22 protein-coding genes are annotated in these 26,031 nt (G+C 65.0%); 6 read left to right on the forward strand and 16 right to left on the reverse strand.

Annotation, left to right across the window (positions count from 1 at the left end):
- Positions 1–33: 33 nt before the first annotated feature.
- From NFI08_RS00005 to dctP, 3 genes are all read right to left on the reverse strand, one after another.
- Positions 34–423 (reverse strand): DUF4168 domain-containing protein, encoded by a 390-nt coding sequence (locus tag NFI08_RS00005; protein ID WP_108132478.1) that lies wholly within the window; start codon positions 421–423, stop codon positions 34–36.
- 292 nt (positions 424–715) lie between these two features.
- Positions 716–2,911, reverse strand: a complete 2,196-nt coding sequence (locus NFI08_RS00010) for a TRAP transporter large permease subunit (RefSeq protein WP_349586248.1) — start codon at positions 2,909–2,911, stop codon at positions 716–718.
- A 93-nt stretch (positions 2,912–3,004) separates the two neighbouring features.
- Entirely contained in the window at positions 3,005–4,174 is a 1,170-nt protein-coding gene (gene dctP, locus NFI08_RS00015) for a TRAP transporter substrate-binding protein DctP (RefSeq protein WP_083970293.1), read from the reverse strand.
- Positions 4,175–4,848: 674 nt separating this feature from the next.
- Between dctP and NFI08_RS00020 the strand changes: the two genes are divergently transcribed.
- Entirely contained in the window at positions 4,849–5,721 is an 873-nt protein-coding gene (locus NFI08_RS00020; RefSeq protein WP_108448279.1) for a DMT family transporter, read from the forward strand.
- 16 nt (positions 5,722–5,737) lie between these two features.
- Here NFI08_RS00020 and NFI08_RS00025 read toward each other — a convergent pair whose 3' ends face one another.
- The 8 genes from NFI08_RS00025 to doeA all read right to left on the reverse strand — a co-directional run bounded on the left by NFI08_RS00025 (position 5,738) and on the right by doeA (position 15,120).
- On the reverse strand, positions 5,738–6,550 hold the full coding sequence (locus NFI08_RS00025; RefSeq protein ID WP_108132476.1) for a DUF1206 domain-containing protein: 813 nt from the start codon (positions 6,548–6,550) through the stop codon (positions 5,738–5,740).
- 61 nt (positions 6,551–6,611) lie between these two features.
- Positions 6,612–7,571 (reverse strand): cyclodeaminase, encoded by a 960-nt coding sequence (locus NFI08_RS00030; protein ID WP_349586251.1) that lies wholly within the window; start codon positions 7,569–7,571, stop codon positions 6,612–6,614.
- A 58-nt stretch (positions 7,572–7,629) separates the two neighbouring features.
- Positions 7,630–8,664 carry a hydroxyectoine utilization dehydratase EutB gene (gene eutB, locus NFI08_RS00035; protein WP_108132474.1) on the reverse strand — a complete coding sequence of 345 codons (1,035 nt, stop codon included), beginning with the start codon at positions 8,662–8,664 and terminating at the stop codon, positions 7,630–7,632.
- A 276-nt stretch (positions 8,665–8,940) separates the two neighbouring features.
- Positions 8,941–10,350, reverse strand: coding sequence for an aminotransferase (locus NFI08_RS00040; RefSeq protein ID WP_045992026.1), 1,410 nt, complete (start codon positions 10,348–10,350; stop codon positions 8,941–8,943).
- Positions 10,351–10,459: 109 nt separating this feature from the next.
- On the reverse strand, positions 10,460–11,929 hold the full coding sequence (locus NFI08_RS00045; RefSeq protein WP_349586254.1) for an NAD-dependent succinate-semialdehyde dehydrogenase: 1,470 nt from the start codon (positions 11,927–11,929) through the stop codon (positions 10,460–10,462).
- 245 nt (positions 11,930–12,174) lie between these two features.
- Positions 12,175–12,660, reverse strand: a complete 486-nt coding sequence (locus NFI08_RS00050) for an Lrp/AsnC family transcriptional regulator (protein ID WP_045992028.1) — start codon at positions 12,658–12,660, stop codon at positions 12,175–12,177.
- Between the two features lie 114 nt (positions 12,661–12,774).
- Positions 12,775–13,788 (reverse strand): N(2)-acetyl-L-2,4-diaminobutanoate deacetylase DoeB, encoded by a 1,014-nt coding sequence (gene doeB, locus NFI08_RS00055; protein WP_045992029.1) that lies wholly within the window; start codon positions 13,786–13,788, stop codon positions 12,775–12,777.
- Between the two features lie 132 nt (positions 13,789–13,920).
- Positions 13,921–15,120: an ectoine hydrolase DoeA gene (doeA, locus tag NFI08_RS00060; protein WP_108132472.1), complete on the reverse strand. Its 1,200-nt coding sequence runs from the start codon at positions 15,118–15,120 to the stop codon at positions 13,921–13,923.
- 210 nt (positions 15,121–15,330) lie between these two features.
- Here doeA and ehuR point away from each other — a divergent pair, with 210 nt between their 5' ends.
- Positions 15,331–16,737, forward strand: a complete 1,407-nt coding sequence (ehuR, locus tag NFI08_RS00065; RefSeq protein WP_045992031.1) for a MocR-like ectoine utilization transcription factor EhuR — start codon at positions 15,331–15,333, stop codon at positions 16,735–16,737.
- Positions 16,738–16,768: 31 nt separating this feature from the next.
- Entirely contained in the window at positions 16,769–17,713 is a 945-nt protein-coding gene (locus tag NFI08_RS00070; RefSeq protein ID WP_349586258.1) for a 2-hydroxyacid dehydrogenase, read from the forward strand.
- Between the two features lie 166 nt (positions 17,714–17,879).
- On the opposite strand, the gene yghU is transcribed toward NFI08_RS00070, so the two are convergent.
- The 5 genes from yghU to NFI08_RS00095 all read right to left on the reverse strand — a co-directional run bounded on the left by yghU (position 17,880) and on the right by NFI08_RS00095 (position 22,487).
- Positions 17,880–18,755: a glutathione-dependent disulfide-bond oxidoreductase gene (yghU, locus tag NFI08_RS00075; protein ID WP_349586260.1), complete on the reverse strand. Its 876-nt coding sequence runs from the start codon at positions 18,753–18,755 to the stop codon at positions 17,880–17,882.
- A 178-nt stretch (positions 18,756–18,933) separates the two neighbouring features.
- Complete coding sequence (locus NFI08_RS00080; RefSeq protein WP_045992034.1) at positions 18,934–19,692, reverse strand: SDR family oxidoreductase; 759 nt, start codon at positions 19,690–19,692, stop codon at positions 18,934–18,936.
- Between the two features lie 122 nt (positions 19,693–19,814).
- Positions 19,815–20,921, reverse strand: coding sequence for an alkene reductase (locus tag NFI08_RS00085; protein WP_349586264.1), 1,107 nt, complete (start codon positions 20,919–20,921; stop codon positions 19,815–19,817).
- A gap of 285 nt (positions 20,922–21,206) precedes the next feature.
- Positions 21,207–21,791: a TetR/AcrR family transcriptional regulator gene (locus NFI08_RS00090; protein WP_108132469.1), complete on the reverse strand. Its 585-nt coding sequence runs from the start codon at positions 21,789–21,791 to the stop codon at positions 21,207–21,209.
- 138 nt (positions 21,792–21,929) lie between these two features.
- The gene (locus NFI08_RS00095) at positions 21,930–22,487 is read right to left on the reverse strand and encodes a DJ-1/PfpI family protein (RefSeq protein ID WP_045992037.1); all 558 of its coding nucleotides are present in this window, start codon (positions 22,485–22,487) and stop codon (positions 21,930–21,932) included.
- A gap of 175 nt (positions 22,488–22,662) precedes the next feature.
- Here NFI08_RS00095 and NFI08_RS00100 point away from each other — a divergent pair, with 175 nt between their 5' ends.
- The 3 genes from NFI08_RS00100 (at position 22,663) to NFI08_RS00110 (ending at position 25,898) form a co-directional block, all read left to right on the forward strand.
- On the forward strand, positions 22,663–23,352 hold the full coding sequence (locus tag NFI08_RS00100) for a hypothetical protein (protein ID WP_108132468.1): 690 nt from the start codon (positions 22,663–22,665) through the stop codon (positions 23,350–23,352).
- Positions 23,353–23,700: 348 nt separating this feature from the next.
- The gene (locus NFI08_RS00105) at positions 23,701–24,627 is read left to right on the forward strand and encodes a LysO family transporter (protein ID WP_108132467.1); all 927 of its coding nucleotides are present in this window, start codon (positions 23,701–23,703) and stop codon (positions 24,625–24,627) included.
- 143 nt (positions 24,628–24,770) lie between these two features.
- Positions 24,771–25,898 (forward strand): LacI family DNA-binding transcriptional regulator, encoded by a 1,128-nt coding sequence (locus NFI08_RS00110; RefSeq protein ID WP_231498612.1) that lies wholly within the window; start codon positions 24,771–24,773, stop codon positions 25,896–25,898.
- Positions 25,899–26,031 lie beyond the last annotated feature (133 nt).

Here is a 26,031-nt window from a genome sequence, read left to right on the forward strand (position 1 = left end):
CAGTCTCTTTGACTGGCGAGAGTGGCGGTCAGCTCACGACTGCGCCATCTCCTGTACGCGCTTCATCATGTCCGGGTTCTGCTGGATAGCCTGACCGATAGCGTTGAAGGTCTCGACCTCGAGCCCGCTCTGCTGGACGGCTTCGACCATCTTCTGGTTGGCCTCGGTACGCACATCCTGCTGGGCCTGCTGGCCTTCGGCTTCCTGCAGCTGCTGGGTGTAGTCCTGAGAAATCGCGGCGATCTCCTTGGAAGCGTCGGCGAATTTCTCGAGCTGGGCATCAGAGAAATTCTGCGCCTGAGCGGCAGCCTCGACGTCAGCGTTGCCTGACGCCTGCGCGTTTGCTTCCTGGGCATGGGCGGTGGCGCTCATCAGACCAGCAGAAAGCAGGGCGGCGGTGATCAGGGCGGTGAATCGTTGCATGAAGTCCTCCAGGAGGTGGTTGAGAATTCGTCAATCGCTCGCACAGTGTGACGACGCAGTTGCATGAGGGTTCCCCACAATCGTGTTACGAAATGCAAGCCATTTTCGCCTCCGCGTCGCCGGTCGGCGACAACCGCCAGAGGCCACGGCAGGCCATGGGGATAAGCGTCATGATACGCCACGCAATTCTTCGGCGAAGCACCGAAAAAGGCGTGTTGCCTGCCACTGCTGAACATCTTGCAAAAACGCCTCCGGCCAAGTCGGCCGGAGGCGTTGTCATGACACCGCCCGACTAGCCGTAGGCCAGGTTGGGCAGCCAGGTGACCAGCGCCGGGAACATGATCACCAGCAGCAGGCCCACCGCTTGCAGCGCAAGGAAGGGAAAGGACGAGCGGAAGATCTGGCCCATGGTGATATGCGGCGGACACACCCCCTTGATGTAGAACAGCGCATAGCCGAACGGCGGGCTGAGGAAGGACATCTGCATATTGACCAGGTAGATCACCCCGAACCACAGCGAGACGTCGGCGGGGTCCACCCCGGGCAGGCCAAATACCCCGGTGAAGTCCAGCCCCTTGATCAGCGGTACGAAGATCGGCACCGCCAGGAGCAGGATACCGACCCAGTCCAGGAACATCCCCAGCGCCACCAGCAGCACCATCATCAGCGCCAGCACCGCGTAGGGGCCAAGCCCTGCCCCGGCGATCAGCTCCTGCACGAAGGTCTGGCCGCCCTGCAGGATGTAGAAGCCGACGAAGATGCTGGCACCGAAGATGATCCACATGACCATGGCGGTCGCCACCAGGGTGGTCATGCAGGCGGCGTGCAGGTTGGGCCAGGTCAGCCGCTTGTGCATCGCCGCCACCACCAGCGCACCGAAGGTGCCGATACCCGCCGCCTCCACCGGGGTCGCCACCCCGGTGAAGATGATGCCGAGCACCAGCAACACCAGGGCGATAGGCGCCAGCATATTGCGCAGCAGGCGCAGCTTCTCGGCGGTGGAGACCCGGTCTTCCTCCGGCATCGGCGGCGCCACCTTGACGTTCAGGGTGCCCCTTAGCCAGCAGTAGAAGGCGTACATGCCGGCCAGCAACAGGCCGGGAATCAGCGAGCCCAGGTAGAGCTCGCCCACCGACTGCTGGGCGATGACGCCGTAGATGATGGCCAGGATGGACGGCGGGATGAGGATACCCAGGGTCCCCCCGGCCATGATCGATCCCAGCGCGATCTCGGGCTGGTAGTTGCGCTTGAGCATGGCCGGCAGCGCGATCAGGCCCATGGTCACCACCGCCGCGCCGATCACCCCGACCATGGCGGCCAGCAGCGTCGAGGCGATGATGGTGGCGATCGCCAGGCCCGCCTTGAGACCGCCCATCCACTTGTAGACCACATCGAACAGCTCTTCGATGATGCCGGCCTTCTCCAGTACCGAGGCCATGAAGATGAACAGCGGAATGGCCGAGAGCTGGTAGTTGGTCATCATCGGGAAGATGCGCGAAGGCATCAGGTTCAGCATGTGCTGATCGCCCACCAGGTAGAGGAACACCACCCCCAGACCGCCGGTAACGAAGGCCAGCGGTAGCCCCGCTACCAGCACCACCATCAGGGTGCCGAACATCAACAGGGTCAGCGCGCCGATACCCACCGTGGACAGCGAGTTCTCAAGGCTGAGCGCCAGGCTCTCGTAGTCGGTCAGGGCGATATTGACGATTTCGTGGATGGTGTAGGCGCCGAGGATCACCGCCAGCACCACCAGACTGCTGGCAAACACCGTCGATCCTTCGTGGTGCTCGCGGTGGTGACGATAGGCCTGGAGGTCCTTGATCAACTGCGCGATCCCCTGCAACAGCAGCAGCAAGGCACCGAAGAACAGCATGAACTTGACCGGGAAGTACTGCACCGCCCATTCGGTGAAGGACACCTCGTTGGCGTAGCTGTCACCGAACCACCAGACGTCGCTGACCGACTGCGAGAAGAAACGCCAGCCGGTGGTCAACAGCGCCAGGGTGAAGATGAAGAAGAAGATCGAGGTGACCAGGTCCAGCGCGGCCTTGTTGAGCGGCGCCGCCCGCTGGTAGAGGATATCGACGCGCACATGCCCGCCCTCGCGCAGCGCGAAGGCACCCGCCAGCAGGTACTGCATGCCGAACATCAGGGTCATCGACTCGTGAGCCCAGTTGGTCGGCGAGTTGAAGGCGTAGCGCAGCACCACCTCGTAGGTGAACACGAAGGGCGCGATCAGCGACCAGTAGGCCACGTAGCGCCCGGCAAAGCCGGAAATGCGGTCGATGCCGCGGGTCACCACATTGCCAGGCGCTGCGTAGGCCTGTTCGCTCGTCGCGACGGGGGTCTCGGCGGTATCGCCACCGCTCACCTCGCCACCCCGGCGGAAGCTTCGATCCACCAGCAGCATCACGATCAGCGGCAGTCCTGCCAGCACCGCCCAGTAGAGCCAGTGCGGCAGAACGAAATCAATCTGTAGATTCATTGACGCTCCTCCGCTGGTCGCCTGGCTTTTCGCCAGGCGACCACGGAATATTCATCGACGTCGACCGGGTCGCCCCGGTCGACACGTGCAGGCCTAGGCGTTGAGCTCGAAGTCCTTGATGTCCTCTTCGGTGATCAGTGCCACCGACGGATCGAGCATGGTGTTGAGGTGGGCACGGAACAGCTTGGCCGCGTCCGGATCCTTGTTGGCCCATTCGAACCACAGCGGGATCGCGGCGTCGCGGAAGCGGTCGGCGTCGTCCTCGGACAGGTGGATGATCTCGACGCCCTTCTCGCGGTACTTGGGCCAGGCCTCGGCGTTGGCCTTCTGGATGGCGGCGTAGTGCTCGCGGGAGTAGGCCGCGACCAGGTCGTGCATCAGGTCCTTGGTCTGGTCGGACATGCGCTCGTAGACCCGGCGATTGACCGCGATATCCATCAGGTCGACCGCCTGGTGCAGACAGGGAGTCGAGGGCGGGCCCATGATGATGTAGTCGGTCACCTGCCAGAAGCCCAGCTCGAAGTTGACCGCCGCACCGGTGTAGTCGGCGGCGTCGATGGTGCCCTTCTCCAGCGCCGGATAGACCTCGGAGCCCGGCAGCAGCGTGGTACGCGCACCGATCTTGGCGAAGGTCTCGGCGACGATACCGCCGGGCATGCGGATCTTCACCCCTTCGAAGTCATCGAAGCTTCTCAGCGGTACCTTGGAGTGGATCAGGTTGAGGTCGTGGTGGACGTAGCCCAGAAGCTCCTGACCCTGCTTGCGGTAGAGGTCCTTGGCGATGCCGAAACCGCCGTAAGCACCGAACATCATGTCCCACTGGTGGGGTACCGACAGGCCCATGGGATAGGCGGTGAGAAAGACCCCGGCGGGCATCTTGCCCGGCCAGTAGACGGTGAACCAGTTCTGGCCGTCGAGCACGCCGTTGCGCACCGCGTCGGCTACCTCGAAGGCACCGGCCACGGCTCCGGCCGGGAACGGCTCGATGGTGACCTCGCCGCTGGTGGCCTCGGCGACGCCGGCGGCCCACTCCTCGAAGATGCGGTAGCCGGTGGTGCCGGGCTGCCAGGATGACTGCATGCGGATGCGGATGCCCTGCTGAGCCTGAACGTTGCCGACCCAGGGTGCCGCCACCGCGGCGGCGGAACCAACCGCAGCAGCCTTCAGAAAGCGGCGGCGGTCCGGGGTCGCGATGCGTTCAGACAGGGAGGCCGTTGGCGAGGCCGTATCAAGGTCTTGCTGGGGCTTGTCTAGCCGGGACATGGCATAACTCCTGGTGGATCGGTGCGGTCTCGATCTGCCGCACCCGGTGTGTTGTTGTTGTCGATCCATGGCATCGTCATGAGCGCTCGAGGCACTTTCGCAGCAAGCTAGGCCCACCTGTTGCAAGCGATTTGCGCCGCTGCGCTCTTGAGCCGGGCGTTGCCCGTGCGCGTCCTTGCGAGGACCTCCTCGGGGCATGAACGGGACATCGCTTCGATGCAAGCGAGGCGTCCCCCTCCCGGGGCGTCATCGAAAAGAAAGCTAGCGAAAAGGCCCCCGGCGGCCAACGGCCCCATTCAACGCAACCTGTCTGCATTATTGGTCTGACCAGCGGCCATTTCGCCTATAAACTGCGCAAAAACAAGCATCGGCGTGGTCAGACCAATCTCACTTTCCCTCCACGACCTACGACCAAAGCACGAGAGCAACGCTTGGCAATCCCCTCCTTGAGGGAGGCGGGATAGGGCATCATGATTGAGCGATCGCCCTGCCGATGACATGAACCACAAGGAAGTCCCCGCGATGCCACCCTTAGTGATCACCGCCCAGCCCCCGCTTGCCGCATCGTGTGTCGGGTGGCCGCTTACCGCAGCTTTTGTCGGGTGCCCGCTTACCGCACCTTGTGCGAGGTGCCCGTGAGCCGCCCCGCCCTGCCGTCCTGGCTGTTGCCTGCCATGCCGCTGGTGTTCGTGGTGCTGTGGAGCACCGGCTTCATCGGTGCCAAGTTCGGCCTGCCCTACGCCGAGCCCTTCACCTTCCTGAGCATTCGCTTCGCCGCCACCCTGGCGCTGCTGGTCCCCATCGTCTGGCTGACCCGCTCGGCCTGGCCGTCGAGTCCCCGTCTGTGGGGGCATGTGGCGGTGTCCGGCTGTCTGGTTCACGGCGGCTACCTGGGCGGCGTGTTCTACGCCATCAGCCTGGGCATGCCGGCGGGACTGGCGTCCCTGCTGGTGGGGTTGCAACCCTTGCTGACCGCTGCGCTGGCGGGCCCCCTGCTGGGCGAGCGGCTGTCTGCGCTGCAGTGGATGGGACTGGCCCTGGGGCTGGCCGGGGTCAGCCTGGTGCTGGGAGGCAAGATGGACCTGTCGGCGCTGTCCTTCGAAGGGTTTGGCTGGCCGGCGCTGGCCTGCACCCTGGTGGCGCTGGTGGGGATTTCGCTGGGGACGCTGTACCAGAAGCGCTATTGCAGCGGCATGCCGCTGCTCGGCGGCACCGTGGTGCAGTACCTCGGGGCGCTGGCCTTGCTTGGCGCCGGCAGCCTGCTGCTGGAAACCCGCGAGGTGGAGTGGTCGCTGACCTTTGTGCTGACGCTGGGCTGGCTGGTGCTGGTACTGTCCATCGCCGCCATCATGCTGCTGATGATGCTGATCAAGCGTGGCGAGGCGTCCCGCGTCGCCAGCCTGTTCTACCTGGTGCCGCCGGTCACCGCGGTGGAGGCCTGGTGGCTGTTCGATGAAGGGCTGCCGCCGGTATCCCTGATCGGCATGGCGCTGGCCATTGCCGGCGTCGCCCTGACCGTGCGGGCCAAGAAGCCCCGGGCGTCCTGAACGGCCGCTTAAAGCGCTACACTTTCACCTTGCGAAAGCGGGCATTGATGACGCAGTAGGTACCGTAGTTCATCAGTCCACCGGCCACGGCGGCGAGCAGCCAGGGGCCGAAGGGCTGGGCGGCCAGGGTATCCAGGGTGCCGCCGAGCCCTTCGGCCTTGGCGGGATCGACCTGCCAGGCGGCCACCAGCAGGAAACTGCCGATCAGCGCGAACACCAGCCCCCTGGCGGCCAGCCCCCAGCGGCTGAGGCCCGAGGCCAGATCACGCTGGCGTTGGCTCATGTCCTGCTGACGCCAGCGATTGAGATAGCTGCGCGCCAGGGCGCGCCACGACTGGCGCAGCCCCACGCCGATAAAGATCGCCCCCAGGATCGCCACCAGCCAGACGCCACCGGGGTGCGACATCAGCATGGCGGTGCGCTCCTCTGCGCCGCCGGTGGTCTCCTGGGGATCGTCCAGCAGCTCGACACCATACCAGCCGAGACTTGCGTAGATACCACCGCTGATGACCAGCGCCAGGCGGGTACCCAGGGCCTTCCAGCTACGCCCCCGATGCTCGACATCGAACAGCCCCTGCAAGCCCCGCCAGGCGGCGTAGGCGTAGAGCCCCAGCACCAGGGCCCCCAGCATCAGGGTGCCGAAGGGCTGGCGAGCCAGGTGCGCCAGCGCCTCCTTGGTGCCAACGTTGTCGCCGCCAAGGCCCGCAGCGCCGAGTGCCGCCAGCACGCCGATCAGCAGGTACACCAGCCCCTTGGCGGTATAGCCCAGGCGGGCGATGATGACGATCAGTCGGCGCCGGTGGCGCAGCAGGCACTGCAACGAGGGCATGGGGGCTCCTGTCGGGATTAGGGTCCCCCATCCTCCCCAAAAATGCCTGATTCGGCAAAGCCTATCGTGCCGAATCCTCAGCCGACAGACGCGTCAGGGCGAACCCGGCGATGGCCGTGTCCTGGACACCGGTACCGGTCAGGTCGCATACCGTGATGGTGGCGTCCGACAGCCGCAGACGCTCGCCGCGGGCGATGACCGCGCCCAGTTCGTGGACCTTGAAGGGCACCTCGCGACCGACAAGGGCCTTGAGCTCGCCGTTGGACTCGCTCTGGGGCCGGGTATCGCAGACGAAGGCGTCCGCGCGGGTCAGCACGCTCTCGGCCAGTTCGCGCTTGTCGGGACTGTCGGAGCCCATGGCGGTGACGTGGACGCCCTCCGGCAGGTCCGCCGCCTCGAGGATCGGCGTCTGCGACGGCGTCGTGGTGACGATGATGTCGGCCGCTCGGCAGGCCTCGCGCACGCTGTCGTGGACGGTGACCTCGAGACCCGCAGCGCGCATGCGGGTAGCGTATTCCTCGGCGGCCTGGGACCTTCGCGCCCAGACGTCGATGGCGGTGATGTCGCGCACCAGCCGCAGCGCCTCGACCTGCTTGACCGCCTGCTCGCCGGCCCCCAGCACCGCGACCCGGCGGCTGTTCTCCCGCGACAGGTGCTTGGCGGCGATGGCGCCGGCCAGGGCGGTACGTACCATGGTCAGGTAGCCCTCGTCGAACAGCACCGCATCGACCAGCCCGGTGCGCGCGGAGAACACCATCATCAGCCCGTTGAGGCTTGGCAGCCCCAGCTTGGGGTTGTCGAAGAAGCCGGGGCTGACCTTGATGGCGAAGCGCTCGTTGCCACGAATATGGGCGGTCTTGACGTCGACCTCGCCGTTGGCCTCCTCGATGGCCATGGACAGGATCGGCGGTTGCACCACCTCGCCACGGCCCAGGGCGGCGAAACCGGCTTCCACCGCCGCCAGCGCGTCCTGGTCGATGGCGACCGCCTGGCTGATCTGCTCACGCTTGTAGAGTTGCATCCTTGGCTCCTGATCGGGTTGTTGCTGGGCTTGTCTGTCGGTTGGTGGCCTTGACGGTCTATCGCTGGCCTTGACTGGCGCAATCCGCCGCCAGGCGGCGCGCCTGATCGAGGGTATCCAGTGACACCCCGTTGCCGGAAAGCACCAGCACGACCCGCTCCCCCTTGACCTCGAGGTGGCCCTCGGCCAGTGCCGCCAGTCCCACGGCGGCGGCGCCTTCGACCAGCAATTTCTCGCTTTCGAGCATGTCCACCATGGCCTGGGCGATGGCGCCTTCCGACACCTGACAGTGGTCGTCCATCACCGCTTCGACCAGCGCCAGGGTGCAGCGGTTGTCGAGGCCGATGCCGCCGCCCAGCGAGTCGCCCAGGCTCTCGACCTCTTCCACCGCCACCGGCTTGCCGGCCTTGAGGCTCTCGCACATGGCCGCCCCCGCCGACAGACTGACCCCGCTGATTCTGGCCTGGGGTCGAACGCCCTTCAGCGCGGCGCCGATGCCGCCGAGCAGACCACCGCCGGACAGCCCGACGATGACCCGATCGACCCGCGGCAGGTCCTCGAGGATCTCGATGCCGATGGTGCCCTGCCCCGCCGCGATCAGCGGATCATCGAAGGGGGGAATCAGCGTCATGCCCTCTTCCTGCACCAGCCTCGCCACCTCCTCGAAGGCCTCGTCCTGGCTGGCGCCGACGCGACGCACCTCGGCACCGAGCGCCTCGATGGCAGCGACCTTGTTGGCCGGCACCAGCCGCGACAGGCAGATCACCGCCGGCACCCCCAGGCTGGAGGCGGCGTAGGCCACGGCGCGGCCATGATTGCCGGTGGACGCGGTGGTGACGCCCTGTGCCAGGGCCTCGCGTCCATGGCGCTCGATCAGTGCGGCGATCATGTTGGTGGCACCGCGCAGCTTGAAGGCGCCGGTGGGCTGCAGCGTCTCGAGCTTGAGATAGACCTCGGCGTCGAAGCGTTCGGACAGGGCCCGCGACAACACCAGTGGCGTGCGCGTTACCTGACCGGCGATGCGTCCCCGGGCCTTGAATATCTCGTCCAGGGTCACGCCGTGACTCGGGCAAGGGGGTGAATCCACCTTCATGACCTTCTCCTTGAACTCATATCGTGAAGACCGGTTGCCAAGGCCGGGAGGGCAGGCCCTGTCGGCGGTTCGGCGCTCGCCTACCTGTTCCGCGCTCGCCTATCTGTTCCGCGCTCGCCTACCTGAATGAAAACCGACAGGGGCCGCCTCCTTCAAGGAAGCGGCCCCTTTTGCACCTGCCAAGGTGCGGGCGTCAGGCCAGACACCGGCCTGGACTTGGACCAACCATCGGACCAGGCATCGGGCCAGGTATCAGACCAGGCATCGGACCAGGCATCAGGCCGTCTGCAGTACGCCTTCCTTGACCAGCTCGTCGGTGACCTTGTTCACCGCACGCTCGGCGCGGGCAACGATCTCGTCGACCTCGTCACGGGTGGTGACCAGCGGCGGCGCGAAGCCGAGGATGTCCCCCTGGGGCATCGCCCGGGCGATCAGGTTCTGCTCCAGCGCAGCGGCGGCGATGCGTGCACCGACCTTGTGGCTGGGATCGAAGGGACGGCGAGTCTCCGGGTCCACGGCGAATTCCAGCGCCGCCAGCATGCCGACGCCGCGGGTCTCGCCGACAATCGGGTGGTCGCCGAAGGCGGCCTGCATGCGGCTCTGCAGATAGGCGCCGGTATCACGGGCGTTGCCGGTCAGGTCCTCGCGCTCGATGATCGCCAGGTTGGCAAGGGCAGCGGCGCAGCCCAGGGCGTGACCGGAGTAGGTCCAGCCGTGGCCGATCGGGCCAAGCTCGCTGGTGCCCTGCTCCAGCACCTGCCACACGCGATCGCCGACGATCACCCCGGACAGCGGCTGGTAGGCGCTGGTCAGGCCCTTGGCGATGGTGATCAGGTCGGGCTTGATGCCGTAGGCATGGCTACCGAAGTCGGCACCGATACGGCCGAAACCACACACCACCTCGTCGGCGATCAGCAGGATGTCGTACTTGTTCAGTACCGCCTGGATCGCCTCCCAGTAGCCTTCCGGCGGCGGCACGATACCACCGGTGCCGAGCACCGGCTCGCCGATGAACGCCGCCACGGTGTCCGGGCCCTCGGCCAGGATCATCTCTTCGAGCTTGGCCGCGCAGTGGGCGGAGAACTCGCGCTCGCTCATGTTTTCCTGCTCGGCGCTACGCTGGTAGTAGTGCGGCGCTTCGGTGTGCAGGATGCCGGCCATGGGCAGGTCGAACTGGTCGTGGAAGGCCTTGAGCCCGGTCAGCGAGCCGGTGGCGAGACCGGAACCGTGATAGCCGCGCTGACGCGAGATGACCTTCTTCTTCTGCGGACGGCCAAGCACGTTGTTGTAGTAGCGCACCAGCTTGAGCTGGGTCTCGTTGGCATCGCTGCCGCCGAGGCCGTAGTAGACCTTGGACATGCCGGGGCCGGCGAGCTTGAGGATCTGCTCGGACAGGGCGATCTGCGGCTCGTTGGAGTGGCCCACGTAGGTGTGGTAGTAGGACATCTCCAGCGCCTGCTGGTAGATGGCCTCGGCCACCTCGGTACGGCCGTAGCCGATGTTGACGCAGTACAGCCCGGCAAAACCGTCGATGAACTCGCGACCGTCCTTGTCGACGATGTTGATGCCCTTGCCGCCGGTGATCACGCGGCCCGGTGCGTCGCCATGGGCGAAGTCACGCAGGTGGGTGGAGGCGTGGAAGGTTACCTTGCGGTCGCGGTCGATCAGGTCCTGATGGGTGCTCATCTCGTTTCCTTTTTTTCCTTGGACCGCCCTCACCGGGAGGGCGGCGTCATCTGTTCATCGAAAGGTGGCCGGCCCGCTGTCGGGCCGGCGATCACTGCCGCTCAGGGCATCAGCTGCCGGAGACGGAGCCCAGGGCGCCGAGGCAGTAGTACTTGGTTTCCAGATACTCGTCGATGCCGGTCGCGCCGCCTTCGCGGCCAAGGCCGGACTGCTTGACGCCGCCGAAGGGCACCGGCGGGCCGGTCATCTTCACCGAGTTGACCGATACCATGCCGAACTCCAGCGCCCGCAACAGCTTCCAGATGCGGCGGATATCGTGGGTGTAGACGTAGGCGGCAAGACCATACTCGGTATCGTTGGCCAGGGCGATCACCTCGTCGTCATCGCGATAGGCGGTGACACCGGCCACCGGCGCGAAGCACTCCTGACGCCACACCTGCATGTCCTGGGTCACCCCGGTCAGCAGCACCGGCATGAAGAAGTTCTCGCCCGGCGCCTGGGACTGGTCCCCGGCCACCAGGGTGGCACCCTTCGACAGGGCGTCATCCACCGTGGCGCGGGCATTTTCCACCGCCCGGCGGTGAATCAGCGGGCCGAGATCGACTTCACTTTCCATGCCGTTGCCCACGGTCAGCGCGGCCATGCGCTCGGTAAAATGCTCGATAAAGGCGTCGTGGATCGACTCGTGGACCAGGATACGGTTGGCCGCCAGGCAGTCCTGACCGGCGGTCTGGAACTTGGCCGCCACCGCGGCCAGGGCCGCATCCTTGGGGTCCATGTCGGGGCCGATGATAAAGGGCGCATTGCCGCCAAGCTCCATGGACACACGCTTGACCGTGGGCGCCGACTGTTCGAGCAGCAGGCGGCCGACCCGGGTCGAGCCGGTGAAGGATACCGCCTTGACGCGATCCTCGGCGCACAAAAGCGAGGACACCTGGGCGGCGTCGCCCAGCACCACATTGAAGATGCCCGCCGGAATACCGGCACGCTCAGCCAGCTCCGCCAGCGCCAGCGCCGAGAACGGGGTCTCGTTGGCCGGCTTGACGATCACCGGACAGCCGGCGGCCATGGCGGCGGCAGCCTTGCGGGTGATCATCGCCAGCGGGAAGTTCCACGGCGTGATCAGAAGCGCAATACCCACCGGCTCCTTGATGGTGCCCAGCGCCGCATTGGGGATGTGGCTGGGGATGGTCTCGCCGTAGGTACGCTTGCCTTCCTCGGCGAACCAGCGCACGAAGCTGGCGCCGTACTCGACCTCGCCACGGGCGTCGGGCATCGGCTTGCCCTGCTCCAGCGTCATGATGGTGGCCAGATCCTCGCGATGAGCCTGCAGCAGGTCGTACCAGGCCAGCAGCCGCTCGCAACGCTCGTCGGCGCGCAGGGCCCGCCACTGGGCAAAGGCCTCGTCGGCGACGTCGACACTAGCGCGGATCTGCTCGGGCTCGAGCAGCGGGATATGGCCGATCACCTCGCCATTGGCGGGGTTGACCACCGCTTCCTCGCGGCCTTCGTCACCGTGGGTCCACTTGCCGCCGATGTAGGCGTACTGACGAAACAGGCGCGGATCGCTGAGTTTCATGACACTACCTCCCCATGTGTGTCCCGCCGCAAGGTCAGGGGTGCGGAACACGAAAACGACGTCATGGCCAGCGCCATGTACTGCCGTCATGGTAAGGGAGAAGCCAGGGTCGGACTTTTTGAAGCGCCCGTCTGTCGATGGCGTTTTTTTTGTCCAGGCCCGCGAAAACGCGGTTTTTTCTGCAACGCCTGTTTTAGCAAAAACCTGCAAGCCGACAGGAACTTCCGGGCCTGTGCCGGTGACACTCAGAGCGCCCCGTTGGCCAGCTCGTCGATATCGACTCCCTCGCGAGGAGCCTTGACCGTCTTGGTGACGATATAGGTGAAGTAACGCTCGATGCCGACATCCGAGGTCAGCCAGTCGTCGATCAAGCGCTGGTAGGCGTCGATGGTCTCGGACTCGACCTTGATCAGGTAGTCGACTCCCCCGCCGACCGCCACACACTCGGTGACCGCGTCGGTGGCATGCACCAGCGACTCGAAACGCTGGAAGCTCTCGGCATTGTGGGCCTTGAGTTCGATCTGAACCCACACCGGGGTACGCCGGACCAGGGCGCTTGCGTTGATCCGTGCGCAGTAGCCTTCGATGATGCCGGCCTTCTCGAGGCGGCGGACGCGCTCCCAGCAGGGGCTCACCGACAGGTTGATGGCCTCGGCCAGGCGGGACTTGGTGATGCGGCCGTCGCGGGACAGGATGGAGAGGATCTTGAGGTCGTAGCGGTCGAGTTTCATGGCCGGGTTTGTGTGGTTGAACGGGACCGCCCCGCGAGAGGCGCTCGGCGGGGCGCTGATAACGAGAAACGGCGGGCGGGCTCGGGCAAGACGGTATCCCGAGCCCTGGCCCGTTCAGTCGCCCAGGGTCTCGACCACCTCGGCGATGACGGCGATGGTGTCGCCCATGTTCACCTGGGCGGGGAAGCGTCGAGCCGCCAGGATACCATCACGCTCGGCACGGTACTCGATCGGCTCGGCGCCGCTGCGGGTCATGTCGTAGACCCGGGCGATCACGTCGCCCTTGGCAATGCTGTCGCCGAGGGCGTAGGTCAACTCCAGAAGCCCGGTGTGCTCGCTTTGCACATAGCAGCTGGCATCCGGCATATCGAGATAGACCTGGGTCTCGGGCATGGCCACCTCGCCGTCCTTGAGCCCGAAATGGATCAGTACATTGTCGATGCCGCGCTCGGTGATGGCCAGGCTCTCCGGCGTGGAGGTGCCGCCGCCCCCGAGTTCGGTGGCAATGAAGATCTTGCCCTGGTTCTCCACCACGGTATCGAACAGCGCCGCGGCGTCCAGCTCGAACATCATCATCGCATAGGGCGCGCCGAAGGCCTTGGCCCCTTCCAGCGCCTGACGCTGCTGTTCGGGGTTGTCGAGCACGTGGGAGGCGCCGAAGGGAATGATGTCCAGGGTGCGGCCGCCGGAGTGCAGGTCCAGCACCACGTCGGCCATGGGCACCATCTCCCGGGTGAAGTAGTCGGCGATCTTCTCGGTCACGCTGCCGTCCGGGTCACCGGGGAAGCTGCGGTTCAGGTTGCCACCGTCCATCGGCGAGGTGCGACGGCCGACCTGGGCCGCCGGGGTGTTCATCATCGGTACGATGATCACCCGTCCCTTGACGTCTTCGGCCTTGAGCGAGGTCGAGAGCTTCTGCAGCGCGGTGATCCCCTCGTACTCGTCGCCGTGATTGCCACCGGTCAGCAGGGCGGTGGGGCCTTCGCCGTTGGCGATCACGGTCACCGGGATCATCACCGCGCCCCAGGCGGACTCGTCGTTGGAAATGGGCAGTTTCAGAAAGCCGTGCTGCACACCCTGGGCGTCGAAGTCGACGGTGGCGGAGATGGGGCTCTTGCGCTTGCTCATGGTGACTCCAGAAACAGGGACAACGGTCAGATTGGATTGTAGTGTTGATGGGCAACGTCGGTCACCGAGGGCCGATCACATGGGGCTAATCAACAGCGCCTGGTCGACAAGCCCTGCTCAGCCGACCCCGGTCTACTTGACGAACAGCTGTCGCGGAAACTCCGCCAGCGGCTCGGCGCCATTTTCGGTGATCAGGATGCTCTCGGTGATCTCGAGCCCCCAGTCGTCCATCCACATCCCGGGCATGAAGTGGAAGGTCATGCCCGGTTGCAGGATGGTCTCGTCAGACGGACGCAGACTCATGGTGCGCTCGCCCCAGTCAGGCGGGTAGCTGATGCCGATGGGATAACCACAGCGCGCACCGCCTCGGTCGAAGCCGTACTTGTCCATGGCCGCGCCGAGCGCCAGGGCGATGTCCGCGGTCCGGTTGCCGGGCTTTGCCACGGCCAGGCCTTTCTCGATGCCTTCGAGCAGCGCCGACTCGCCACGCACGAAGTCCCGTGGCGGCTTGCCGAGAAACACCGTGCGCGACAACGGGCAGTGGTAGCGCTTGTAGCAGCCGGCGATCTCGAAGAAGGTGCCCTCGCCTTCGCGAAAAGGCGTGTCGTCCCAGGTCAGGTGGGGGGCAGCCGCGTCGCTGCCGGTGGGCAGCAGCGGCACGATGGCGGGATAGTCGCCACCGTAGACGCGCCCTTCGCTGTCGGTCCAGCCCTCGATGCCGACCCGATAGATCTCGGAGACCAGCTTGGACTTGGCAAGGCCCGGCTCGATCATCTCGAGGATGCGCGAGTGCATGCCCTCGACGATACGCGCAGCGATGCGCATGTACTCGATTTCACGCGGTGACTTGATCGCCCGACACCAGTTGACCAGCGCGTTGGCATCCTGGAAGCGCGCGTGGGGCATCTCCTTGATCAGGCTCTGGTAGGCCTTGGCGGAGAAGTAGTAGTTGTCCATCTCCATGCCCACGACCCCTTCGCACCAGCCGCGATCCGGCATGATCGACTGTGCCAGATACTCCATCGGATGCATCTCGGGATTCTGGACATAGTAGTCGGGGTAGTAGGTGATATTGTCAGGGTCCATCCAGCAGGTACGCAGGGCACCATTGCTGTCCTGACGTCGTCCGTACCACACGGGCTCGCCTTCGAGCCCCACCAGTACGCACTGATGGACATAGAACGACCAGCCGTCATAGCCGGTCAGCCAGGCCATATTGGAGGGATCGCTGACAATCAGCACATCGATGCCTCGCATGGCCATCTCGGCACGCACCTTTTGCAGGCGCTGAGCGTATTCCTCACGAGTGAACGGCAGGGATACCTGAATCATGAAACCACTCGCCACACAGTGTCATCACCGAAAAACCGGACTCATTGGAGTCCGGCGCGCCCTTGAAGCGACATTGCATCCCCTGTAGCGTGCTGACAGGTCACAATTGTCATGAGAAGCTCTTAACAACGTCATGACAATGACTGATCAATGCCGTCTTGCTGATACTAGCACTACGAATAAGCTACCGGTCAAAGGCTTTATTGGATCATGACAATTGACCTGCTGCCATATCTGGATGATAGCCAACCCAAGTATCTTGCGATTGCGCGGGCACTTTCTCGCGCGATCCGTTCCGGTGAGCTTACGCCAGGCACCCGGCTGCCGCCCCATCGACAGTTGGCGGAGCACATAGGCGTCAGCGTCCAGACGGTGTCACGGGCCTATTCACAGGCAGAGAAGATGGGCCTGGTGCAGGCCAGGGTCGGCAGCGGCACCTGGATCAACGCTCTCGATGACAACCGCGAATCCGCCTACCTGAGGGCCGGCGAGCCGCGAACCGAACAGGCGGTGATCGACCTGTCGATCGCCCATCCGGTCTGTCCCCCAAGCCATGACCAGCACTTTCGCGATGCCCTGAGAACGCTGGCCGACAGCGCACATCCCGACGTCTTCACGGCCTGCCGGCCGATCGCCGGCCTGCCCCATCAGCGCGAACGCGCCAGCTGGTGGCTGAACGAGCGCCTGGGCATGCCCGGTGAAGCGGACGACCGCATCCTGACCAACGGTGGCGCCCACGGCATCATGCTGGCGATTTCCAGCGTGGTACAGCACGGCGACCTGGTCCTGACCGAGGCACTGACCGACCATGGCCTGATCGCTTTGTCGCGCACCCTGGGCTTCCAGCTGCGTGGCGTCACCATCGATAGCCAGGGCATCGTACCCGACGCCCTCGACGCCGCCTGTCATCGCTTCAAACCGCGCGCCGTGTGCCTGACCTCGTGCCAGCTCAATCCCACCGGGGCCACCCTGGACGAGAGGCGCCGCGACGAGATCGCCGCCATTCTGGAGCGCCACGGGGTGTGGCTGATCGAGGATGACGTCCACACCCTGCTCGAGCCCGAGCCGCTGATGCCGATCAGCGCGCGCATCCCTTCCCATGCGTTCCACGTCACCAGTCTGACCAAGGCCACCCTGCCTGGGCTTCGCGCCGGCTATCTGACGGTGCCTCGCAGTCAGCTGCACCACACCCTGCCCCGCCTGCGGGCGACCTCCTGGATGGCCACACCGCTGTGCTTCGAGGTCGCCAATCTTTGGCTGGAGGACGGCACTATCGAGCGCATGGCACAGCAGCAACGCGAACTGCTGGCAGAGCGCCAGCAGCTCGCCGCACGCATCCTGCACAGCCATGGCAGGGCCTCCCGCCCCACCAGCCTGCACGTCTGGCTGTCGCTGCCGGGTAGCTGGCGGGCCGAGGAACTCCAGCAGCTGGCCGAACAGGAAGGGGTGGCCATCACCACCGCAACCCCCTTCATGGTCGAACAGAGTCCGGCGCCACGCCGAGTGCGCCTGAGCCTCGGCGCGGAGCCCGAGATCGAACGTCTCGAGGACGGCCTCAAGCGCCTTGCCAGCCTGCTGGATGACGCTCCGCCGCCCATGATGCAGATTGTCTACTGAACCCCATTCATTCGACCGGAGCGGAATTGTCATGAAGGTGATCGTACACACCGACCAGGCCGACCAGTGGCAGCAGGCGCTAAGCGAGCGGCTGCCCCAGGCCACCATCTGGAAGAGTCAGGAGGCCGACCGCGAACAGCGCGCCCAGGCGGACTTTCTGGCGGCCTGGAAGCCAGACGAGACGCTGCTGCGGGAGTGCACCGGACTCAAGGGCATCGTCAACCTGGGGGCCGGCGTCGACGCCCTGCTCGGCAACCCGGCCCTGCCTCGCGACGTTCCCATCGTCAAGTTGCGTGACGCCGGCATGGCCGAGCTGATCGCCGATTATGTGCGTTACGGTCTTTTCCACTTCCAGCGCGACTTCGACCGCTACGCTCGCCAGCAGCAGCAGTGCGAGTGGCGTGAGCACGAGGTGATCGACAAGCCGGACTGGCCGGTGGGCGTGCTCGGCCTCGGCGCCATCGGCGCCAAGGTGGCCCGGGCCATCGCCGCCGATGGCTTCCCGGTGCTCGGCTGGAGTCGCTCGCACAAGGACATCGACGGCATCGAATGTCTGAGCGGTGACGAAGGGCTCAACCGGCTCCTGTCGCGGGTGAAGACCCTGGTGCTGCTGCTGCCCGATACCTCCTCGACCCGCCACATCATCAACGCCGAGACACTCGGCAAGATGCGCGAGGGAGCCAGCCTGATCAACCCCGGGCGCGGCACCCTGATCGACGAGGATGCCCTGCTCGCAGCGCTGGGCGACAAGGACCAGCGCCAGGAAGATCGCCTCCGGGGCGCGCTGCTCGATGCCTTCCCGACAGAGCCGCTGCCGGAATCCAGCCCGCTGTGGCGCCACCCGCGGGTCATCGTCACCCCTCACATGGCGGGACCGACACCGTTGAGCGAAGCGCTCGATCAGGTCGCCGCAAGCCTCGACGCCCTGGACAAGGGCGAGGATATCGAGACCGTCGACCCCGACGCGGGCTACTGACCCAGGAGCCGGCAAGTGCCAGCGAGGGCCGGTAAGGAACGAGGCGGCGATCGTCTCGCGTTCCAGGCCCGACCCCGGATCAAGCCCCAGATTGATTCACAAAAAAAGGGCGCCTCCTCGGAGGCGCCCTTGTCGGTGCTGAAACGACAGATTGTCGTTCAAAGGATCAAGCGCCGTCGCCGATCTTGTCCTGGGTACGCAGTTCGAAATCGCTGGCGTCGTGACGCTCGTGGAGCTGCTCTTCGGGCTCACCGAAGGTGCGGTTGACCATGCGTCCACGCTGTACCGCCGGGCGCGCATCGATGGCCTTGGCCCAGCGCTGGACGTGCTCGTACTCGTGCACGGACAGGAACTCCGCCGCGTCGTACAGACGCCCCAGGGCGAGCTGGCCGTACCAGGCGAAGGTCGCCATGTCGGCGATGCTGTACTCGTCACCGGCCAGGTACTCGTGCTCGGCCAGATGACGGTCGAGCACGTCGAGCTGGCGCTTGGTCTCCATGGTGAAGCGGTTGATCGGGTACTCGTACTTTTCCGGCGCGTAGGCGTAGAAGTGGCCAAAACCACCACCCAGGTAGGGAGCCGAGCCCATTTGCCAGAACAGCCAGCTCATCGCTTCGGTACGCGCCTTGTGCTCGGTCGGCAGGAAGGCGCCGAACTTCTCGGCCAGGTAGAGCAGGATCGAACCCGACTCGAAGACCCGGGTCGGCGGCGTGGTGGTGTGGTCCACCAGGGCCGGAATCTTGGAGTTGGGGTTGATCTCGACGAAGCCGCTGGAGAACTGGTCGCCCTCGCCGATACGGATCAGCCAGGCGTCATACTCGGCCTGATCGTGGCCCTGCGCCAGCAGTTCCTCGAGCAGGATATTGACCTTGACCCCGTTGGGCGTGGCCAGGGAGTAGAGCTGTAGCGGATGCTTGCCCACCGGCAGCGCCTTGTCGTGGGTCGCACCGGCGATGGGACGGTTGATGCTGGCGAAATGGCCGCCACTCTCACCTTCCCACTTCCAGACCTTCGGCGGCTGATACTCGGCATCGTTGCTCATGATGTTCCTTCTCGTTGAGTGGGGCACCACCCGGCACCGCCGGGCTCATTGATGCAGTAAAGATACACAAGCCTAGCGAAAAATAGCGTCAGACGAAGCACCTTGGAGCGACCTGGCGTATTGCGCCGCGGCCGGACTGGCGTCTCCCGGGATGGCGACGCCAGTCGAACGCCAGTCCTTACAGCTCCTGGCGAGTGGGGCGCAGGATCAGTTCGTTGACGTCGACGTCCCCCGGCTGCTCTACCGCAAAGGCGATCGCCCGCGCCACTGCATCGGCATCGATGGCCAGGGTGTAGAGCTCGTTGACCCCCTCGGCGGTCTCATCATCGCTGATCGTCCGGGTCAATTCGGTGTCGATCGCGCCAGGAGAGATATTGGTCGCGCGAATCTCGCCATTGGATTCCTGACGCAGGCCCTCGGTCAGCGCCTTGACCGCGAACTTGGTCGCGCAATAGACCGACGCGGCGGGGAACACCACATGCCCGGCGACCGAAGACAGGTTGATCACGTGGCCTTCGTGCTGTTCGCGCATGGTCGGCAGCACCGCGGCGATACCGTAGAGCACGCCCTTGATGTTGACGTCGACCATCTGCTCCCACTCGTCGACCTTGAGCTTGTCCAACGGCGAAAGCGGCATCAGCCCGGCGTTGTTGACCAGCACGTCGATACGCCCGAATTCGTCGCGGGCGAGCTTGGCCAGGGCCTCGACCTGCTCACGGCTGGTCACGTCGGTGACACGGTAGACGGCCTGGCCACCGTCAGCCTTGATGTCGTCGCACAGTGCCTTGAGGCGGTCCTCGCGACGTGCGCCCAGCACCAGGCGGGCGCCACCCTTGGCCAGGCGCTTGGCGGTGGCCTCACCCAGTCCACTGCTGGCACCGGTGATGATCACGACCTTGTCCTTGATACCGTCGGTATTCAGGTTGTTCACGTCCATGCTGTCCTCCTGTCGGGCCTCCAAGGCCCCTTGAAATGTTCCAGATCGATGACTGTGGCAAGACGGCGAACCGCTTGGCCGTCATCGAGAAAGGCTGTCATCGCGCCAGCGATCTTCACGCGCTAGCGATCTTCGAGAAACGGGTAGTCGGTATAGCCCTTTTCATCGCCGCCGTAGAAGGTGTCGTAGTCCGGCTCATTGAGCTCTGCTCCGCGACGGAAGCGCTCCGGCAGGTCCGGATTGGCGATGAAGGGGCGCCCGAAGGTCACCAGATCGGTCTTGCCGGCGGCGATGCGCTCACGCGCTTCCTCCGCGGTGTAAGCGCCATTGGCGATATAGACACCGCTGAAGCGCTCGCGGATGGCGCTGATGATCGACTCGGGGCGACCGTTCTCGTGGTTGCCCTGGAAGGAATCTTCCACGACCTCGAGGTAGGCGATGCCGATCTCGTCGAGCGCGGCGGCGAAGGCCGGGAAGGTCTCCTCAGGCTTCTGGTCGTGGACATCGTTGAAGCTGCCGGTCGGACTGATGCGTACCCCGACACGGCCCTTGCCCCAGACATCGACCACCGCACGCACCACTTCGAGAGGCAGTCGCAGGCGGTTTTCCAGGCTGCCACCGTAGGCATCGGTGCGCGCGTTGCTGTCGGACTTAATGAACTGATCGAGCAGGTAGCCGTTGGCGGCGTGCACCTCGACGCCGTCGAAGCCGGCTTCGCGAGCGTTTATCGCCGCCTGGCGGTACTGCTCGACGATGCCTGGAAGCTCGTCGGTGTCGAGCGCACGCGGGGTCGGCACCTCGACCATGCCGGACTCGGCGCTGATGAAGGTCTTGGCGCCTTCAGGCTTGATCGCCGAGGGCGCCACCGGGTCGACGCCACCGGGCTGCAGCTCCGGATGCGAGATTCTTCCCACATGCCATAGCTGGGCGTGCATACGGCCGCCGGCGTCATGCACGGCGTCGGTGACACGGCGCCAGCCAGCGATCTGCTCCTGGCTATGGATGCCCGGGGTAAAGGCGTAACCCTTGCCCTGGGGCGAGATCTGGGTGGCCTCGCTCAGGATCAGGCCCGCGCCGGCCCGCTGACGGTAGTACTCGACATTCATCGCCTGGGGCACGTCCCCCGGTTGGGCCGCGCGGGAGCGGGTCAGCGGCGACATCAGCACCCGGTTAGGCAGGGTGATGTCACCGAGGATCTGCGGGGTAAAGAGGGGATCTTGCTCGCTCATGGAAATCTCCTGTCGTGAAGCTGATACCACGAGGCGCTGCGGCCTCAGCGAGGATGCACGGCTAAACGGTGGCTGGCGCTTCGTTGGCTCGTCGCCAACGGCTGCCCAAGGTGTTCGACTAACGTTTTAGCGAATGTTCAGCCCTCACCGTACAACCCATGCATCACATATCAAGCAGTTTTGTACAAAAATAGCGGGTTTTATAGACCAGTCTATTATTACTTAGGGCCAAGAAAACGGCAGGGGAATAGAGGACCCACCCTGCCACGCCTTCACCTCGATGCGTTAGCGTTTGATACAGGCCAGTAACGTATTCTCGAATTCGGTCAGTGGCTCACAGGTTCTGGCCATCTTGGAGCGCAGCAGAGCCCCCTGCCAGCCCGCCAGAATAAAGGCCGCCATGGCCTGGGGCGTGATGTCGTCACGCACGCTGCCGTCGGCCTGGCCTTCCTTGAGGCAGCTGGTGAAGTAGCCTTCCCAGCGCTTGAAGATGGCGTCCAGGGCATCGCGCAGGCAATCGCTCTGGGATGACATTTCCTGGCCGAGGGTACCGATCAGGCAACCCCGGGTGTGGCCGCACTCGGCCATCGCCTGGCGCACGTCTTCAAAATAGTGGCGCAGGCGCGCAACGGGGGCGTCGTGGGAATTCACCAGCAGCGCCTGGAAGCGCTCGTCGTAGTCTTCGGCGAACACCTCGACCACGGCAAGGCCGAAGGCCTCCTTGCTGGAGAAGTAGTGGTAGAAGGAACCCTTGGGCACGCCAGCAGCCTTGAGCACCGTATTGATGCCCGTCGCCGTATAGCCGTGCTCGGCAAAGGTGTTCATGCCGACCTGTATCAACAGGTCACGTGTAGGAGCCTTGGTTGTCATGCCCCAGACACTAGACCAGTCGTCTAGTCGTCGTCAAGTGGCTTTCTGCCAAGAGCCCAGCGGCCAGGTTTCCAGGGGGACTGGACTCACTCCTGGCCTGGGCCTGTACCCAGGCCAGAAGGGGCCGGACTGGCGGGCCTACAGCAATTCGTTGAGCTGGCGCAGCCACTCCGGGTGCGCGGGCCAGGCCGGCGCGGTCACGAACTTGCCGCAGGTGATGGCGTCGGTCACTTCGATGTCGACGAATTCGCCACCCGCCAGGCGTACCTCGGGGGCGCAGGCGGGATAGGCCGAGATACGATGTCCAGACAGTGACACCGCCGCCGCCAGAAGCTGGGCGCCGTGGCAGACAGCGGCCACCGGCTTCTCGCTGTCGACGAAGTGGCGCACCACTTCCAGCACGCGCTCGTCCAGGCGCAGGTACTCCGGCGCTCGCCCACCGGGGATGACCAGGGCGTCGTAGTCGGCCAGGGTGATGTCGGCGAAGGTCTCGTTGAGCGCGAACAGATGCCCGGCCTTTTCGGTGTAGGTCTGGTCGCCCTCGAAGTCATGGATGGCGGTCTTGACCTTGTCGCCTTCCTTCTTGTCGGGGCACACCGCATCGACACGATGCCCCATGGCCTGCAGCGCCTGGAAGGGCACCATGATTTCGTAGTCCTCGACAAAATCTCCCGCGAGCAGCAGCAAACGTGCCATGTGGCAAACTCCTTGGTCATTGAGGGGCGGCGCAGGGTCATGATGGCGACCATGCTGTAATGCAGCGTAACCACTGGACCGTGCTTCTGCCAGCCCGCCGGGGAACCTTCAGGGCGCACCGGCCTCCCAAGGTGACAGCTCGTTTCCATATGCCACTCAAGCAGCGGACGCTACTATGCCCAGCAACTCCATCGCCTACCGCTCGCCGTCTCTTCGCCCGCGCCTCGCGGCGGGGCTGCTATGGCTACTGTTCTTGCTGCCGTTTGCGGCACAAGCCGCATCGATGGCCAGCTTCGATGCCCGCTACCACCTGTCGGTGGATGGCTGGCCCGATGCCACCGTGCATCATCGGGTGTACCGCGAAGGCGATCACTGGCGCAGCGACATGCGCGCCCAGGTGGCCATCGCCGAAGGTCAGGAAACCGCGCGCTTCGCCGAGAACGGCGACGGCTTGCGTGCGCTGGGCTATTCCAGTGGCTATCGTCTGCTGGGCATCGGCAAGAGCTACCGACTGGACAACCGTCAGCTTCAGCGTCACCCCGACCGTCAGACCGCACTGGTGGATCTGTCACGTAGCGTCCAGCGAGAGCGCTGCGCCAGCGGCTGCGAGATTCACTATCTCGATCACAAGGGCGACATCGAGACCCTGGTCGCAAGCCCTCTGCCCACCGCCGCCATCGACGTGAACGGGCGCATGGTGGACGCCCTGCGGGTCCGCCTGGTCGAGCCCGGCAAGGACGACCGCCACATGGTCGTGGCCTTCCACCCGGACCTGCCCGGCCTGCTGCTGGGAGTGGACTACATCAAACGCGGCGAGCGGGTCAGTCGGCTGAGCCTGACCTCCTTGGCCACTTCCAACAACTGAAGCTGCTCCGTCTCTCCCTTCCTCGGGCGCCTTTTTGCGCGCTTGGTCAGGCGCTCGTTCAGCCGCCCTGCCTCACCACCATCCGGCCTTCCGCCCCGCCGAGGCCGGCGGCTCGTTGCCAGGATGCCTTGTCGGCGTCCGGGGTAAGGCGCCGATCTTGCCGACCACTGACGCTTTGGTCGTCTTTTCTCCCTTGTGAAACTTGCATAGAGTATTTCGCTTTTGGTCGCGCCGTTGACCACCGATTTGTCCTGCTCATCCTCGACGGACGGGCTCACGAGCGCAGCAATTCATCGATGCGGTGCCTGACCGACACGCACCGCCTCCATCGAGCAAGGAAGTTCGTTCATGTTCACCGGTCTGTTGATCGTGCTGCTGCCGCTGGTGCTGGGCTATCTGGTACCGGTACGCCGCGCAAGCGTCATGGCCTGGATCAATCGCGGCGTCAGCGCATCGATCTACCTGATCCTGCTGTTGATGGGGGTGAGCCTGGCGGGCCTGCCCGACCTGGGCACGCAGCTGTCGCGCATGGGCGGTCAGGCGCTGTTGCTGTTCGTGGTCATCTCGGCCTTCAACCTGGCCGCCCTGTGGTGGCTGTCGCGTCGACTGCGCCTGGACCTTGGCGAAAAACGCGTGATCGACGGCGCCCCGACCAGCAAGCTGGCGGCCATGGCGGGTTCGTTGTCACTGGTCGGGGTGGTGATCGCCGGACTGGTCATCGGGCTGATGCTGGTGGGACGCTGGGGAACGACGCCCTTCGAGCTGGCGGAACACCTGGCAGAATGGGTGCTCTACGTACTGCTGGCGCTGATCGGCTGCCAGCTGCGCAACTCCGGCATGCCGCTCAAACAGATCCTGCTCAATCGTCATGGCCTGTTCATCGCCGTGACCCTGGCGGCAAGCTCGCTGGCCGGGGGGCTGGCCGCGGCGCCGATGCTCGGGCTCGCCTGGAACGAGGGCCTGGCCATGGCCTCGGGCTTCGGCTGGTATTCGCTGTCCGGCATTCTGATCGGCGAACACCTGGGGCCGGCCCTGGGCGGCGTCGCCTTCTTCAACGACCTGACCCGGGAACTGCTGGCCTTCGTGCTGATTCCGCTGGTCATGCGACGCTACGCACCCCTGGCGATCGGTTATGGCGGTGCCACCTCGATGGACTTCACCCTGCCGGTGATCCAGCAGCACGGTGGCGTGCGCTGCGTGCCCATCGCCGTGGTCAGCGGCTTTATCCTGTCGCTGCTGTCACCACCACTCATTTTGTTTCTGGTCGCCCTATGATGCCGGATCACGACAACCACTCATTCAGCGCTTTATGGAAGCACTATGATGCCGGGTCGCAACAACCACTCATTCAGCGCTTTATGGTAGCGCTGTGATGCTGGAATAAGATGCCCGGTGGTGCTGCCAAGCCGTGACGCCCGGTGGCCCAGCGCTTTATGCTGTCGAGTGCACGCAGCAAGGAAGACAAGCCCGTGGTGAATCCTGAGGACCGCCCCATCACCCTGAAGAATCTGGCCCAGCGACTTGGGGTCTCTACGGCCACCGTCTCCAACGCCTTCAATCGCCCCGATCAGTTGTCTCGCGCCCTGCGCGAGCACATCCTCGAGGAGGCCCGACGCCTGGGCTACCGCGGCCCCGACGCCAGGGCCCGCAGCCTGCGTACCGGGCAGTCCCGCATCGTCGCGGTGGTGCTGGCAGAGACCCTGACCTACAGCCTCAACGACGCGGTTTCAAGCGAGCTTCTGACCGGCATCACCGAGGTGCTCGACGCCCACGGGCACACCCTGCTGCTGCTGTCGGGACGTCAGCCCGAATCTCCCCGTCACGCCGACGCACTCTGTCACCCGGGCTCCGCCAGCATGGCCGACGGCTTTGTCGTCTATGGTCTGATGCCCGGGGATCGGCTGATCAACGAGCTGCCGGCCCAGCGTCCACTGGTCGGGGTGGATTTCCATATCGATGCCCGCCCCACCGTCCATATCGACAACGAACCGGCCTGCCACGCCATCGCCTGCCACGCACTGAAAAAACGTCCACGGCGGGTCGGCATCCTCAGCCTGCGCTTGATCGATGAATCCTATAATGGCCCGGTGAGTGCCGAGCATCGCTGTCTCGATGCCCATCGCACCATCACCCGCTCGCGCCTGGACGGTTTCCACCGCGCCCTGGACGAACACGACATCGACCCCACCAGCGTCCCGGTGTGGAACATCGACGAGAACACCCACGCGGTCTGCGCCACGGTGATCGAGGAGATCCTCGACCTGCCTGCAGAACAGCGCCCGGATCTGCTTTTGTGCATGTCCGACCGCATCGCCCTGACCGTCCTGACCCTGGCCGAACAGCGTGGCATCCGCGTCCCCGAGGACCTGCGCCTGACCGGCTTCGACGGTATCGAAGAAGGCCAGTACCGAGCCCCACGACTGACCACCGTGCGCCAGGACAGCATCGAGAAGGGGCGCGTCGCCGCGCGCATGGTGCTGGGTCTGGAACCCGCCGAGAACCGCCTATTGGGAACGCGACTGCTGATCGGGGAAAGCTGTCCCTGACGGTATGACCGCTACGGACTGAGGTGAACGCTCGACTCATCCGTCGGCGAAGGCTGCACAAAGGTTTCACCGTTATTGGCGCCTTTTTGGCGCCGACGATGGCATGCTGTGTTCATCTTTTTCGCCATTTCGG

Origin of the sequence: Halomonas sp. EF61 (genome assembly GCF_040147045.1) — a bacterium.
GTDB lineage: Bacteria > Pseudomonadota > Gammaproteobacteria > Pseudomonadales > Halomonadaceae > Halomonas > Halomonas litopenaei.

Bases quoted from the DNA above. Each gene is read 5' to 3' on its own strand.
- NFI08_RS00005 (WP_108132478.1), bottom strand. From the start codon at position 423: ATGCAACGATTCACCGCCCTGATCACCGCCGCCCTGCTTTCTGCTGGT.
- NFI08_RS00010 (WP_349586248.1), bottom strand. From the start codon at position 2,911: ATGAATCTACAGATTGATTTCGTTCTGCCGCACTGGCTCTACTGGGCG.
- dctP (WP_083970293.1), bottom strand. From the start codon at position 4,174: ATGTCCCGGCTAGACAAGCCCCAGCAAGACCTTGATACGGCCTCGCCA.
- NFI08_RS00020 (WP_108448279.1), top strand. From the start codon at position 4,849: ATGCCGCTGGTGTTCGTGGTGCTGTGGAGCACCGGCTTCATCGGTGCC.
- NFI08_RS00025 (WP_108132476.1), bottom strand. From the start codon at position 6,550: ATGCCCTCGTTGCAGTGCCTGCTGCGCCACCGGCGCCGACTGATCGTC.
- NFI08_RS00030 (WP_349586251.1), bottom strand. From the start codon at position 7,571: ATGCAACTCTACAAGCGTGAGCAGATCAGCCAGGCGGTCGCCATCGAC.
- eutB (WP_108132474.1), bottom strand. From the start codon at position 8,664: ATGAAGGTGGATTCACCCCCTTGCCCGAGTCACGGCGTGACCCTGGAC.
- NFI08_RS00040 (WP_045992026.1), bottom strand. From the start codon at position 10,350: ATGAGCACCCATCAGGACCTGATCGACCGCGACCGCAAGGTAACCTTC.
- NFI08_RS00045 (WP_349586254.1), bottom strand. From the start codon at position 11,929: ATGAAACTCAGCGATCCGCGCCTGTTTCGTCAGTACGCCTACATCGGC.
- NFI08_RS00050 (WP_045992028.1), bottom strand. From the start codon at position 12,660: ATGAAACTCGACCGCTACGACCTCAAGATCCTCTCCATCCTGTCCCGC.
- doeB (WP_045992029.1), bottom strand. From the start codon at position 13,788: ATGAGCAAGCGCAAGAGCCCCATCTCCGCCACCGTCGACTTCGACGCC.
- doeA (WP_108132472.1), bottom strand. From the start codon at position 15,120: ATGATTCAGGTATCCCTGCCGTTCACTCGTGAGGAATACGCTCAGCGC.
- ehuR (WP_045992031.1), top strand. From the start codon at position 15,331: ATGACAATTGACCTGCTGCCATATCTGGATGATAGCCAACCCAAGTAT.
- NFI08_RS00070 (WP_349586258.1), top strand. From the start codon at position 16,769: ATGAAGGTGATCGTACACACCGACCAGGCCGACCAGTGGCAGCAGGCG.
- yghU (WP_349586260.1), bottom strand. From the start codon at position 18,755: ATGAGCAACGATGCCGAGTATCAGCCGCCGAAGGTCTGGAAGTGGGAA.
- NFI08_RS00080 (WP_045992034.1), bottom strand. From the start codon at position 19,692: ATGGACGTGAACAACCTGAATACCGACGGTATCAAGGACAAGGTCGTG.
- NFI08_RS00085 (WP_349586264.1), bottom strand. From the start codon at position 20,921: ATGAGCGAGCAAGATCCCCTCTTTACCCCGCAGATCCTCGGTGACATC.
- NFI08_RS00090 (WP_108132469.1), bottom strand. From the start codon at position 21,791: ATGACAACCAAGGCTCCTACACGTGACCTGTTGATACAGGTCGGCATG.
- NFI08_RS00095 (WP_045992037.1), bottom strand. From the start codon at position 22,487: ATGGCACGTTTGCTGCTGCTCGCGGGAGATTTTGTCGAGGACTACGAA.
- NFI08_RS00100 (WP_108132468.1), top strand. From the start codon at position 22,663: ATGCCCAGCAACTCCATCGCCTACCGCTCGCCGTCTCTTCGCCCGCGC.
- NFI08_RS00105 (WP_108132467.1), top strand. From the start codon at position 23,701: ATGTTCACCGGTCTGTTGATCGTGCTGCTGCCGCTGGTGCTGGGCTAT.